The 13123-nt window shown below is 70.7% G+C and carries 11 protein-coding genes; 1 reads left to right on the forward strand and 10 read right to left on the reverse strand.

Annotation, left to right across the window (positions count from 1 at the left end; genetic code table 11):
- Positions 1-77: 77 nt before the first annotated feature.
- The 7 genes from rplS to proS form a co-directional block, all read right to left on the reverse strand.
- On the reverse strand, positions 78-428 hold the full coding sequence (gene rplS, locus ACFYR3_RS18720; protein WP_355842320.1) for a 50S ribosomal protein L19: 351 nt from the start codon (positions 426-428) through the stop codon (positions 78-80).
- Positions 429-559: 131 nt separating this feature from the next.
- Positions 560-1381: a tRNA (guanosine(37)-N1)-methyltransferase TrmD gene (gene trmD / locus ACFYR3_RS18725; RefSeq protein WP_389283906.1), complete on the reverse strand. Its 822-nt coding sequence runs from the start codon at positions 1379-1381 to the stop codon at positions 560-562.
- A complete protein-coding gene (gene rimM, locus ACFYR3_RS18730) occupies positions 1381-1968 on the reverse strand; it encodes a ribosome maturation factor RimM (protein ID WP_355842326.1) in 588 nt (195 codons plus the stop codon). Before rimM ends, trmD begins: the two co-directional genes overlap by 1 nt.
- 180 nt (positions 1969-2148) lie before the next feature.
- Positions 2149-2388: an RNA-binding protein gene (locus ACFYR3_RS18735; RefSeq protein WP_003973401.1), complete on the reverse strand. Its 240-nt coding sequence runs from the start codon at positions 2386-2388 to the stop codon at positions 2149-2151.
- Between the two features lie 2 nt (positions 2389-2390).
- Positions 2391-2810, reverse strand: coding sequence for a 30S ribosomal protein S16 (rpsP, locus tag ACFYR3_RS18740; RefSeq protein WP_351123659.1), 420 nt, complete (start codon positions 2808-2810; stop codon positions 2391-2393).
- 388 nt (positions 2811-3198) lie between these two features.
- Positions 3199-3795 carry a hypothetical protein gene (locus ACFYR3_RS18745; protein ID WP_389283908.1) on the reverse strand — a complete coding sequence of 199 codons (597 nt, stop codon included), beginning with the start codon at positions 3793-3795 and terminating at the stop codon, positions 3199-3201.
- A 251-nt stretch (positions 3796-4046) separates the two neighbouring features.
- Entirely contained in the window at positions 4047-5462 is a 1416-nt protein-coding gene (gene proS / locus ACFYR3_RS18750) for a proline--tRNA ligase (protein ID WP_389283910.1), read from the reverse strand.
- A gap of 201 nt (positions 5463-5663) precedes the next feature.
- Between proS and ACFYR3_RS18755 the strand changes: the two genes are divergently transcribed.
- Entirely contained in the window at positions 5664-6521 is an 858-nt protein-coding gene (locus ACFYR3_RS18755) for an SAM-dependent methyltransferase (protein WP_355842335.1), read from the forward strand.
- Positions 6522-6800: 279 nt separating this feature from the next.
- Here the strand turns inward: ACFYR3_RS18755 and ftsH are convergent, their stop codons facing one another.
- From ftsH to ACFYR3_RS18770, 3 genes are all read right to left on the reverse strand, one after another.
- Positions 6801-8735: an ATP-dependent zinc metalloprotease FtsH gene (ftsH, locus tag ACFYR3_RS18760; RefSeq protein ID WP_355842338.1), complete on the reverse strand. Its 1935-nt coding sequence runs from the start codon at positions 8733-8735 to the stop codon at positions 6801-6803.
- A gap of 143 nt (positions 8736-8878) precedes the next feature.
- Positions 8879-10432 (reverse strand): signal recognition particle protein, encoded by a 1554-nt coding sequence (gene ffh / locus ACFYR3_RS18765; protein WP_355842341.1) that lies wholly within the window; start codon positions 10430-10432, stop codon positions 8879-8881.
- 231 nt (positions 10433-10663) lie between these two features.
- The gene (locus ACFYR3_RS18770; protein WP_355842344.1) at positions 10664-13120 is read right to left on the reverse strand and encodes a [protein-PII] uridylyltransferase; all 2457 of its coding nucleotides are present in this window, start codon (positions 13118-13120) and stop codon (positions 10664-10666) included.
- Positions 13121-13123 lie beyond the last annotated feature (3 nt).

Below are 13123 nucleotides of genomic sequence, written 5' to 3' on the forward strand. Positions count from 1 at the left end.
GGCCAGATGCTATCCGGCCTCCCTGAGACACCTTCTTACCGGCTCGGTCGCCGACGGATCACCGCGGCGGCGCGGGCTCAGTTGTCGCGCTTCTCCTTGATCTTCGCGGCCTTGCCGCGCAGCTCACGGAGGTAGTACAGCTTGGCGCGACGGACGTCACCGCGGGTCACGAGCTCGATCTTCTCGACGATCGGGGTGTGCACCGGGAAGGTGCGCTCGACGCCGACGGAGAACGAGACCTTGCGGACCGAGAAGGTCTCGCGGACACCGGCGCCCTGGCGGCGGATGACTACGCCCTTGAACTGCTGCACACGGGAGCGGTTGCCCTCGATGACGCGGACGTGGACGTTGACGGTGTCACCCGGACGGAAGGCCGGGATGTCGGTGCGCAGCGACGCGCCGTCGACGGAGTCGAGCAGGTGAGTCATTTTGTCTGCTTTCTTCGCTGATGCCACAGGTCATCAACGGGAGAGAGGTTCGAAGATGGTGCTGCCTCGCCGGGACGGGCGTCGTGTCCCCCTGTGGCAGGGGCGCACGCCGGACGACGTAGAGCAGCGGCCTATTCTTCCACGGCCTCCGGCCTGCGCCAAAATCGGCCGCCGGGATCCGGCTGCCAGCCCAGGATCGAGAGCATCTCGCGGTCCTTCTTGTCGAAGGCGGAGGCGTCCCAGCGCTCGATGAGGTCGGGCCGGTTCGCCGCGGTGCGGCGCAGGGCCTCGTCGCGGCGCCAGCGGGCGATCTTCCCATGGTGGCCGCTGACCAGCACATCGGGGATCTCACGGCCACGCCACTGCGGGGGCTTGGTGTACACCGGGCCCTCCAGGAGGTTGGCCATGGCCCCGGGGGCGAAGGAGTCGTCCCGGTGGGACTCGGCGTTGCCGAGGACACCCGGCAGCAGCCGCGCCACGGCCTCGGTGACGACGAGGACGGCCGCCTCGCCGCCGGCGAGGACGTAGTCGCCGATGGACACCTCGTAGACGGGCATCCTCGTCGCGTACTCGTCGATGACACGGCGGTCGATGCCCTCGTAGCGCGCGGGCGTGAAGACCAGCCAGGGGCGCTCGGAGAGCTCGACGGCGAGCTGCTGGGTGAACGAGCGCCCGCTGGGGGTGGGGACGACGAGGACGGGCCCGTGGGCGCCCGTCTCGTAACCGTCCGCCAGGACGGAGTCCAGGGCGTCGCCCCAGGGCTCGGTCTTCATGACCATGCCGGGGCCGCCGCCGTAGGGAGTGTCGTCGACCGTGTTGTGGCGGTCGTAGGTCCACTCCCGAAGATCGTGCACGTGCACGTTCAGCTGCCCGCGCGCGCGGGCCTTGCCGACGAGCGAGACGTTCAGGGGTTCCAGGTACTCGGGGAAGATCGTGACCACGTCGAGCCGCATCAGGCGTCGGCCTCCGCGGCGTCCTCGTCGTCCCCGGAGGAGCCGTTCTCGGCGTCCCTGGAGGAGACGACCTCCGCCTGGTCGTCGATCAGTCCGGGCGGCGGGTCGATGACGGCCCGCTGCTCCTCGAGGTCGATCTCGACGACGATCTCCTCCACGAACGGGATCAGCACCTCGGTCCCGTCCGGGCGCTCCACCACGAACAGGTCCTGCGAGGGCAGGTGCGAGATCTCGGTGATGCGCCCGACCTCCTCGCCGTCCTTCGTGACCACGTCCAGGTCCATCAGCTGGTGGTCGTAGTACTCGTCCGGGTCCTCCGGCACCTCGTTCGGGTCGACCTCGGCGATCAGCAGGGTGTTGCGCAGCGCCTCGGCGGCGTTGCGGTCCCGCACGCCCGCGAAGCGCAGCAGAAGACGGCCGCTGTGGACGCGGCCCGTCTCGATGGTCAGTGGTCCGGTGGAGGCCGGATCGGTGAGCAGGACGGCACCGGGCCCGAGCCTGAGCTCCGGCTCGTCGGTGCGGACCTCCACGGTGACCTCGCCCTTGATGCCGTGGGCACGACCCACGCGAGCGACTACCAGCTGCACTGTGCTTGATCTCCTGTCGTGTGCCGACGGCAATGCTTCATGGACGACTGCGGATGCGCGGACGCCCGGGTTGCGTGGGCGTTCACGCGGTCCGGAACCGCCTGCGAGGGTTCGCAGACGACTACGGGCCGGGGACGGCTCGTAAGCCCTCCCCGGCCCGAGCCGGTGCTGCCTGATACGTCAGCGGACGTGATCCACGTCGACGAGGTCGACGCGGACACCGCGGCCGCCGATGGCGCCCACGACGGTGCGCAGAGCGCGCGCGGTGCGGCCGTTGCGGCCGATCACCTTGCCGAGGTCGTCGGGGTGGACCCGGACCTCGAGAACGCGCCCGCGGCGCAGGTTGCGCGAGGCGACCTGCACATCGTCCGGGTTGTCGACGATGCCCTTCACGAGGTGCTCGAGAGCCTCCTCGAGCATGCTCAGGCCTCGGTCGACTCGGACTCGGCCGGAGCCTCGTCCTTCTTCTCAGCCTTCTTCTTCTGGGTGATGGCCTCACCCTTGCCCGTGTCGTCGCCACCGAGGGCGTCGAACAGCGGGCGCGCGGCCTTCGGCTCGGCCACGAGCAGCGGAGCCGGGGCCGGCAGGCCCTTGAACTTCTGCCAGTCGCCGGTCAGCTTCAGGATGGCGAGCACGGGCTCGGTCGGCTGCGCGCCGACACCCAGCCAGTACTGCGCACGGTCCGAGTCGACCTCGATGCGCGAAGGGTTCTGCACCGGGTGGTACAGACCGATCTCCTCGATGGCCCGGCCATCACGGCGGGTACGGGAGTCGGCGACGACGATGCGGTAGTGAGGCGAACGGATCTTGCCCAGACGCTTCAGCTTGATCTTGACTGCCACGGAAGTGGTGTCTCCTGGTCTTGACGGGGTTGGGCACGCAGAGATGGCCGCGTGGGGTTGCGGTACCCGAGTGCCCGATGGACGCGTCAGCCGGAGGAGAGAGGGGTCCTATGCGGCTGTCGAGTACAGCTAGCCATTCTGCCACATCCTGCGGTCCGCCCGGACCGAGGGTGTGCGGGCCCATGCCTGACGGGCACCCGGCGTTCCGGGTGCCCGTCAGGCATGGACCGGCGTGGATCGGCCGCTGGCGGGTCGGCGAGGCGTGGCCCGCGCGCACTCGTGCCTCCTGAATTCCCCCACTTCCCCAGGGGCAGGTGGGGGAGGCACGACTGCTCACGGGCCGCGCGTACTCGTCCGGCACCCACGAGACGCCGGTGTCGCACGCACCTCAGGCGACGGCAGCCCCGACCACCTCCGGAATCCGGAAGGGTTTGCCGCATCCTCCGCACACGATCGGCGCCTGCGCGAGGACCGACGGGACCACGCGCACATTGCGCCCGCAGTCGCAGACGGCCTTGACGCGGACGCCGCCCCCGGAGGAGCCGTGGCGGGCGGCCGGGCCGCGGAACGAGCGGGCGGTGTCCGCGGACGTGGCGGCCGTGTGTGCCTTCAGCGCACGCTGGAGCCGCTCGATGGTCGGGCGGTAGCGGCGCTTCGCCTCGGGGCTGAGCGTGACCAGCGAGAAGCCACTGCTTGGATGCGGCTCCTCGGGGTGGTCGAGGCCCAGCTCCTCGGCGATCGCGAGGAATCTGCGGTTGTGATACCGGCCGGCGCGCGAGGTGTCGCGGACTCCACGGGCGGCGGCGATGCCGTGGACTGCTTCGTGAAGCAGTCGTTCGAAGGAGAGCTCGTGTCCGCAGGCGGACGACGATTCTCCGATCAGGGACTCTGGCGCGGCAAGATCAGGCAGTTCGGGGTGGTACCGCTGAATATCGGCCCACGCCCCTGCCAGCTCTGCGGCGAGAACAGGTGGTGTCGTGCTCACGTAATGAGAACGAGCGGAGGTGCCTCTGTGTTCCTATTCCGGGGCATCCCAAATAATTTGCACGTACCCGTCAGTTGCCGCTGATGCGTCCTGACGAGGGCGGGTGCGCTGATCTGCGGAGAAGCATCACAGCTCATACCAAGGCGGTACGTAGGCACACGTACGCCCCGGCGCGTAGACGGTATCCGCACGCCGGGGCACCTGTGGTCGGCAGATGCGCAAGAGGTGTTTCGGCCGCCCTCGCGTCCCACTCAGTAGGCGCGCGCGACGACGGCGACGTTACCGGGTGCGTCGTCGGCGTCCGGCACCGACCCGTCCTCGGCGACCAGACACCGTACGGTCACCGCGTGCTCGGCGAGCCTGGCCTCGCCCTCTTCGCCGAGGTCGGCCCAGGGAATGCGCGCCCAGCCGCCCGCCTCGGCGGCCTCCACGGCCGCGTCGACCGTCGACACGTCCGAGGTACGGGACTCGCGGCGCTCGCGGGACTGCCGCAGGAGGAGCGCCTGGTCCTCTTCCAGGACGGCGGGAAGCAGGGCCGCCAGTGCGTCGACGGTCACGGGCTCCTTGCCTCCGGGGATGCGGCGGGCCAGCATCGCCGTGCCGCTCTCCAGGTCACGGGGGCCGACCTCGACGCGTACGGGGACGCCCTTGAGCTCCCAGTCGACGGCCCGGCGCCCGAAGGGGGTGTCCGTACGGTCGTCGACCTGGACCTTTACACCCGCCGCCTTCAGCCGGTCGCCGATTTCGCGGACCTTGGCCAGAACCGCCTCGTCCCCCTTGATCGCGAGGACGACGACCTGTACTGGGGCGAGCCGGGGCGGCACTCGCAACCCACTGTCATCACCGTGCGACATGATCAGGCCACCCACCATGCGGGTCGAGGACCCCCAGGAGGTCTGCCAGACGAGCTCCTGCTTCCCGTCCCTGGACAGGTACTGGGTGTTGAACGCCTTCGCGAAGTTCTGCCCCAGCTCATGGCTGGTGCCCATCTGGAGCGCCTTGCCGTCGCCCATCATGGCTTCGAGCGTGAGGGTGTTGATGGCGCCCGCGAACCGCTCGCTCGCCGTCTTCCGGCCAAGGACGACATCGATACCGAGGACGTTGACCATGAAGTCGGCGTACACCTCCTTGTGGATGTGCGCGGCGTAGTCCCGGGCGTCCTCGTAGGTGGCGTGCGCGGTGTGGCCCTCCTGCCAGAGGAATTCGGTCGTACGGAGGAACACCCGCGGGCGCATCTCCCAACGGACCACGTTCGCCCACTGGTTGATCAGCAGCGGCAGATCGCGGTAGCTCTGCACCCACTTGGAGAAGGAGGCGTTGATGATCGTCTCGGAGGTGGGACGAACGACGACCGGCTCCTCCAACTCCTTGCCGCCGCCGTGCGTGACGACCGCGAGTTCGGGGGCGAAGCCCTCGACGTGCTCCGCCTCCCGGGTCAGGTACGACTGCGGGATGAACAGCGGGAAGTACGCGTTCTGGGCACCCGCTTCCTTGATGCGGGCGTCCATCTCCTGCTGCATCCGCTCCCACAGCCCGTACCCGTACGGCCGGATGACCATGGTGCCGCGCACCGGACCGTTGTCCGCCAGCTCGGCCTTGTTGATCAAGTCCTGGTACCAGCGCGGGAAATCGTCCGCCCGGGGCGTGAGAACGGGTGCCTTTGCCATGCGGGTGATGGTACGGGCCCACGTTGCCGGTATGTGAATTCTCGCGCCCTTTGCGGCTGGGGCACAAACGGGGCCCCGCAACCCCTGGACGGCACGTCGAGGGCGGAGTTACCTGACATACGGGGGGAGTGCGGGCCTCCTGCGCGGGGGCGAGGGAAAAGGGGGCCCGGCAGCAACTCTCGGCGGATTGGGGCACTTTCGATGACACCTACGCTCGTGCGGCAGCACCTTCCTCATGCCGGCCCATCGCCCCGCGCGGACCGGGGTGCACGCGCGCGTGACTGGGCCGAGATCCAGGAGCGGATGCTGGTGCCGCTCTACGAGGCCGTCTACGAGCGACTCGAAGTGGGCGGCGGGACACGGCTGCTCGGGCTCGGCTGCGGGGCAGGGCTCGCCCTGCTGATGGCGGCCTCCCGCGGCGCCGCGGTCACGGGTGTCGACTCCTCGTCACCCGAACGGCTGACCCTCGCACGGGAACGTCTGCTGCCGCAGGCATGGGACACGCCCCCGCGCGCCGAAGCCCGGCTCGTGGCCGGCTCTCCCGGGGACGCGGCCGTCGCCGGGTCGCCTGTGTACAACCTGGTGACCGCCTTCGAGCCGATCGGCTGCGTGGCCGGCGACTCCGAAGGGCTCGGTTCGCTGCTCGCGGAGGCGTCGCCGCTCACCGGCCGGGGCACTCCCGTGGTCCTGGTCGGCTGGGGACCACCGGAGCGGTGCAGCACCTCGGCCGTGCTGCGGGTCGCCACCAAGCTGGCCGATCCCCTGCGCGGTGCGGCGAGCTGGCGCGCCGCCTGCCGGGACGATCTGGAGGAGGTCGCCCAGCGGGCCGGGCTGCGGCCGGACGGCTCGGGGCGGGTGGCCTGCCCGTTCGGCTACGCCGACGTGGACAGTGCCGTGCGCGGACTGCTCTCCACAGGGCTCTTCGACGCCGCGGTCGACGCCACCGACCAGGCCCAGGTCGACAAGGAAGTGGCGGAGGCGCTGCATCCTCACTTGCGGCGGGACGGGACCGTCTGGATGCCGAACGTGTTCCGGTACCTGATCGCCCGGACGGTCTGAGTCGGTCCGAGGGCGGCCTCAGGGCGGTCCGAAGTCGGTCCCAGGCCCTTGCGAGGCCGGTCCGAGGGGTGGCCTCAGGACCGTCCGAGTCGGTCCGAGGGCGGTCTCACGCCGGTCCGGTCCCAAGGGCGGTCTGCTGAAGCCAGTCCCGCGCCCGTCTGCCGAGGTCAGTCCCGCGCCCGTCTGCCGAGATCGGTCCCGGGACGGTTGCCGAGGTCAGTCCCGCGCCCGTCTGCCGAGATCGGTCCCGGGACGGTTGCCGAGGTCAGTCCCGGGCGGTCACGCCTCCTTCGGCGCCCTGGGCACCCCTGCGATCCGGTACGCCTCCGCCTCCTCCAGCGTCTCGTTCGCGAGAAGCGCCTCCGCCAGGGCGTCCAGTTGCCCTCTGTGCTCGCGGAGTTTCTGGCAGGCCTCGTCGTAGCACTCGTCGACGATGCGGCGCATCTCGTGGTCGATCGAGTCGAGGGTGCCCGGGGCCGCCGCGAGGCCGTAGGCCTGCTGGGCGTCGTTGGGCAGCGCGGACAGCCGGCCGACGCGTTCGCTCATGCCCCAGCGGGCCACCATGCCGCGGGCGAGGTTCGTGACCTGTTCCAGGTCGTTCTCCGAGCCCGTGGTGATGACGTCGTAGACGACGTGCTCGGCGGCCATGCCGCCGAGGGCGCCGATGATCCGGCCGCGCAGGTACTCCTCGGTGTACGCGTACCGGTCCGCGTCCGGCGTCGAGAGGGTGACGCCGAGGGCGCGGCCGCGCGGGACGATGGTGATCTTGCGGACCGGGTCGGCACCGGGCCGCAGCATCCCGAGAAGGGCGTGGCCGCTCTCGTGGTACGCGGTGCGCCTGCGTTCCTCGTAGGGCATGACCAGCGAGCGTTCGGCACCGAGCTGGACCTTCTCCAGCGCTTCGGAGAGGTCGCCCTGTGTCACCTCCTCCTGCTTGCGCTTGACGGCGAGAAGGGCCGCCTCGTTGGCGAGGTTGGCGAGGTCGGCACCCGTCATGCCCGGGGTCGAACGGGCCACCTGGGTCAGGTCCACGCCGGCGGCGAGCGGAATGTCACGGGTGTGGATCTCCAGGATCGCCTCACGGCCGCCGCGGTCGGGGGGCGAGACGTTGACGACGCGGTCGAAGCGGCCGGGGCGGGTGAGCGCCGGGTCCAGGATGTCCGCACGGTTGGTGGCGGCGATGACGATGACGCCCTCCGAGCCGGAGAAGCCGTCCATCTCGGTGAGGATCTGGTTGAGCGTCTGCTCGCGCTCGTCGTGGCCGCCCATGGCGGAGCCGCCCGACCGTGCCCGTCCGATGGTGTCGATCTCGTCGATGAAGATGATGGACGGGGCCACTTTGCGGGCCTCGGAGAACAGTTCGCGGACGCGCGAGGCGCCGACGCCCACGATCATCTCGATGAACTCGGAGGCGGAGGCCGAGAAGAACGGGACACCCGCCTCCCCCGCGACCGCCCGTGCGAGCAGGGTCTTTCCGGTGCCGGGCGGCCCCGCCAGCAGCACACCGCGCGGCATCTTCGCGCCCATCCTCCGGTACGCGTCGGGGTTCTTCAGGAAGTCCACGACATCGTTGAGCTCACCGGCGACCTCGTCGATGCCGGCCACGTCCGCGAACGTCGTGCGCTTGCCGCCGGGCACGAGTTCGACCGGCTTGGGGGGTGTCTTGCGGCCGAGCATGCCGCCGGCGCCGCCCATGCCGGAGCCCATCCGCCGGGCGATGAAGATCCACAGGACGACGAGCAGGGCCATCGGGGCGAGCGAGATCAGCAGGTTGAAGAGGAAACTGCGCTCCTGGACCACTGGCGAGGCGGTCACCGTGACGTCGTGCTTCTCCAGGTTCTGCCAGAGCTTGTCGTCCGCGAAGACCGGGCGCTGGGTCTTGAACTTCGTGTATTTCCCGTCGCCCTCGGGGTTCTCCTGGGAGTTCTTGAGCTGCCCCTGGATCGCGTCGCCCTTGGAATAGATCTTGGAGACGTTGCCGTCGCCCACCTGCCTGCTGAACTCCGTGTACGAGATCGTCGGCTCGTTGCCCTTGTTGTAGAAGGACAGCACCAGGTTGGCGATCAGGAACACGATGAGCGCCGCCAGGGCCAGGCTCCACCAGCCGCCGGGCAGCTTCCGCCGGCCGCCCGACGGCGGGGTCGGCTCGGGCGGCGTGCCCTCGGTACGCCACGGCTTGTCAGGTTCCTTGCGCGGCGGCACGGGGTTGCTCATAAGTGGACGCTACGACAGATGGTGGACACCGGCACCCTCGCTCTTGAACCCGGCACCCGCGCTCATGCCACTGGGGGCGCCCCTCGCGGCGAGGGGCGCCCCCAGTGGGCGTCACGAAAGTCGTTCCCGTACGGGACGGGAGGTCAGCCCATGAACTTCTTGAACTCGTCCGGCAGCTCGAAGTCTTCCTGGGCGCCCTGCTGCGGGAGACCGAAGGCGTTGCCGCCCTGCGCGCCGGCCTCGCGGCGAGCGGCCTCCTCTTCCTCCTGCTGCTTGCGCTTCATCGGGTTGCCGGAGCGCTGCTTGCCCTTGGCCTGCTTCTGCTTCTTCTTGGCGCGGCCGGGGCCGCCGCCCATGCCCGGCATCCCGGGCATGCCCGGCATCCCGCCGCCCTGGGCCATGCGGGACATCATCTTGCGGGCCTCGAAGAAGCGCTCCACCAGGCCCTTGACCGCGCTGACCTCGACGCCGGAGCCCTTGGCAATACGGGCGCGGCGCGAGCCGTTGATGATCGTCGGCTCCTGGCGCTCGGCCGGAGTCATCGACTTGATGATGGCGGCCGTACGGTCGACGTCGCGCTCGTCGAGGTTGTTGATCTGGTCCTTGATCTGGCCCATGCCCGGGAGCATGCCGAGCAGCTTGCTGATGCTGCCCATCTTCCTGACCTGCTCCATCTGGGACAGGAAGTCGTCCAGAGTGAAGTCCTGACCCTTCTTGGACGCCAGCTTGGAGGCCATCTTCTCGGCCTCTTCTTGGCTGAACGTCTTCTCCGCCTGCTCGATCAGGGTGAGGATGTCACCCATGTCGAGGATGCGGGAGGCCATCCGGTCCGGGTGGAAGGCGTCGAAGTCGTCGAGCTTCTCGCCGTTCGACGCGAACATGATCGGCTTGCCGGTGACCGAGGCGATCGACAGGGCCGCACCACCGCGGGCGTCACCGTCGAGCTTGGAGAGCACCACGCCGTCGAAGCCGACGCCGTCGCGGAAGGACTCGGCCGTGTTGACCGCGTCCTGGCCGATCATCGCGTCGACGACGAAAAGGATCTCGTCAGGGCTGACGGCGTCGCGGATGTCCGCGGCCTGCTGCATGAGCTCCTGGTCGATACCGAGGCGGCCGGCGGTGTCCACGATCACGATGTCGTGGACCTTGGTCTTCGCGTACTCCATGGAGTCCTTGGCGACCTTGACCGGGTCGCCGACGCCGTTGCCCGGCTCGGGGGCGTAGACGGCGACACCCGCACGCTGGGCGACCACGCTGAGCTGGTTCACCGCGTTCGGGCGCTGGAGGTCGGCGGCGACGAGGAGCGGGGAGTGACCCTGGTCCTTGAGCCACTTGCCGAGCTTTCCGGCGAGCGTGGTCTTGCCCGCGCCCTGGAGACCCGCGAGCATGATCACGGTGGGCGGGTTCTTGGCGAACCGGAGGCGGCGGGTCTCACCACCGAGGATCGTGACGAGCTCGTCGTTCACGATCTTCAGGACCTGCTGGGCGGGGTTGAGCGCCTTGGAGACCTCGCTCCCGAGCGCCCTCTCCTTGACGTTCTTGATGAACGTCCGGACGACGGGCAGGGCGACGTCGGCTTCGAGAAGCGCGATGCGGATTTCCCGGGCCGTGGCGTCGATGTCCGCCTCACTGAGGCGCCCCTTGCCGCGGAGGTTTTTGAACGTCGCGCTGAGGCGGTCGGAGAGGGTATCGAACACGGTGGCTTCGGTCCTCGGAGTCGGGGGCGTCTTGGGCTGCCCTCCAGGGTATCCGGCCCCGCAAGCGAATCGTCCCCGCCCGCTGCATTCAGCGTGCGGGGACGGAAGCCCCGAAGGCCGGCAGCGGCGGGGAGGAGGCCCGGAATCTCTCCCCGATCGGCTTTCGGCGACCGGGCCGCCCCCGGGGTGCGGGGATCACCTGTCCGCTCAACGCGCAAAACGACCCCGCGGTCACCCCCGCAGCGTCTCCTCCAGGGCGCGCGCCAGTGAGGCCGCCTCCGCCCCCGGCAGGGGCGCTCCCTTCGTTCCCGTCACGTAGAAGGCGTCCACGGCGTTCGCGCCGAGGGTGGAGACGTGCATGCTCCGTACCCGGACGTGAGCGTTCTCCAGGGCCCGCCCGATGCGGTGCAGCAGGCCAGGGGCGTCGTGGGCGCGGACCTCTATGACCGTGGCGTGGCGCGAGGCGGCCGGGGCGACCGTCACGCGGGGCGGCGGCGCGACCGTTCCGCGACGGCGCGGGTAGGCGGCGTCGCGTTCGGCGAGACGCGCGGTGATGTCGAGGGAGCCGTCCAGGGCGCGTACGAGGTCGGCGCGCAGGCGGGCGGCCTGCGGCAGGGAGCCGTACTCCGCGGCGACCCGCCAGTTGAGCAGCAGGACCGAGCCCTCGACACCGTCGGGCAGGTCCAGGGCGCGCAGCTCGGCGGTGCGGACGGTCAGCCGGTGCATGGCGAGGACGCCGGCCACCGAGGGGAGCACGCCGGGCTGGTCCGGGACCGCGATCAGGAGTTCCACACCGAGCGGTTCCGGGTCGTCCGGGACGGTGGTGGGCTCGGCGTCGGTGTCGACCGGTTCGGTCTGTGCGCGCAGCGCCAGGACGGGCCCGCCGGTGCGGCAGGCCTCGATCGCGAGGCGTTCCTGCTCGGCGGTCGGCGCTGCGGCCTCGGGCTCCTCGGGCGCTCCGGCGAGGACTGCCGAGACCCGTTTGACCAGGTCGGCGACGAGGGAGCCGCGCCAGGAGGACCAGGCGGCGGGTCCGGTGGCCAGCGCGTCCGCCTCGGTGAGCGCGTGCAGCAGTTCCAGGGTGCCCTGCGATCCCACGGCCTCGGCGACCGAGCGGACGGTGGCCGGGTCCTCCAGGTCACGTCGGGTCGCGGTGTCGATGAGCAGCAGATGGTGTCGTACGAGGGTGGCGAGCACCGCCACGTCCGTGCGGTCGAAGCCGATGCGGGCGGCCACGTCGCGGGCGATGATCTCGCCCGCCACGGAGTGGTCGCCGGGCCAGCCCTTGCCGATGTCGTGCAGCAAGGCGGAGACGAGCAGGAGGTCGGGGCGGCCGACGCGGCGGGTCAGTTCGGAGGCCCGGACGGCCGTCTCGATGAGGTGGCGGTCGACGGTCCAGATGTGGACGGCGTTGCGCTGCGGGCGGCAGCGCACCCGCTCCCAGTCGGGCAGCAGCCGGGTGATCAGCCCTTCCGCCTCCAGTGCCTCCCAGACCTCGATGGTCGGGCGGCCCGAGCCGAGGAGCGTGACGAGCTGTTGGCGTGCCTCGGCGGGCCAGGGCGTGGGCAGGGGACGGGCGACGGCGGCCATGCGCCGTACGGCGTGCAGGGAGAGCGGGAGATCCGCCTGCGCGGCCGCGGCGGCCGCACGGAGCGGGAGCACGGGGTCGCGTTCGGGACGCGCGGTGCGGGCGAGCCCCACCTCGCCGTCCTGTTCGACCACGCCCTCGGCGAGGGGGGACCGCTCGGCGGCCGGCTTGCCGCCGCCGAGCATGGCGCGCAGCCGCGGGCGCACGGCGCGCGACCGCAGTACGCGCCCCACCTCACGCCAGGTGACGTCACTGGCGTACGACACGACGCGCGCGGCTTCGTAGACCTGGCGCAGCAGGGTGTCGGCGTCCAGCAGACCGAGTTCGGCGGCGACCTGGTCCTGTTCCTGGAGTGCGAGGCGGTCGGTGGCGCGCCCGGTGGCGAGGTGCAGGGCGTCGCGGACGTCCAGGAGTCTGCGGCGGGCGTCGGAGAGGCCTTCGCGGGGTGCGTCGGCGAGCCAGGACGCGGCGACGGCGCGCAGTGCGGTGGCGTCGCGCAGTCCGCCGCGGGCTTCCTTCAGGTCGGGTTCGAGGAGGTACTGGAGTTCGCCCTGGCGTTCGGCGCGCTCCGCGCACAGTTCCTGGAGTTCGGGCAGCCGCTTGGGCGCCTGGTTGCGCCAGTCGGCGAGGACGGCCGTACGCAGTCCGGCGGTGAGGCCGAGATCGCCCGCGAGATGGCGGGCGTCGAGGAGGCCGAGCTGGACCTTGAGGTCGTCGGCGGCGGTCTTGCGGGCCTCGGCCGGCGTACGGACCGAGTGGTCGAGGTCGAGGCCCAGGTCCCAGACGGGGTACCAGATGCGGTCGGCGAGGGCGGCGACGGCTCCTGAGTCGGCGCCGTCGTGCAGGAGGAGCAGGTCCAGGTCGCTGCGGGGGGAGAGCTCACCGCGGCCGTAGCCGCCGACGGCGACGAGCGAGACTCCGCGCAGCCCCTCGGATCCGGCGGTGAACAGGCCGGTCAGCCAGTCGTCCGTCAGTTCGGCGAGGGCGGCACGGCGCGGCGGCCCGGACCGCGCCCCCTCTTGGAGGAGGCGCAGCCGGGCCGCCGCATAGCCGCTGGGTCCCGAGTCCTCTGCTTCCACTCGCGTGTCCGTACTCGTCACCCA

It is taken from the genome of Streptomyces sp. NPDC005784 (genome assembly GCF_042871525.1).
Lineage (GTDB): Bacteria > Actinomycetota > Actinomycetes > Streptomycetales > Streptomycetaceae > Streptomyces.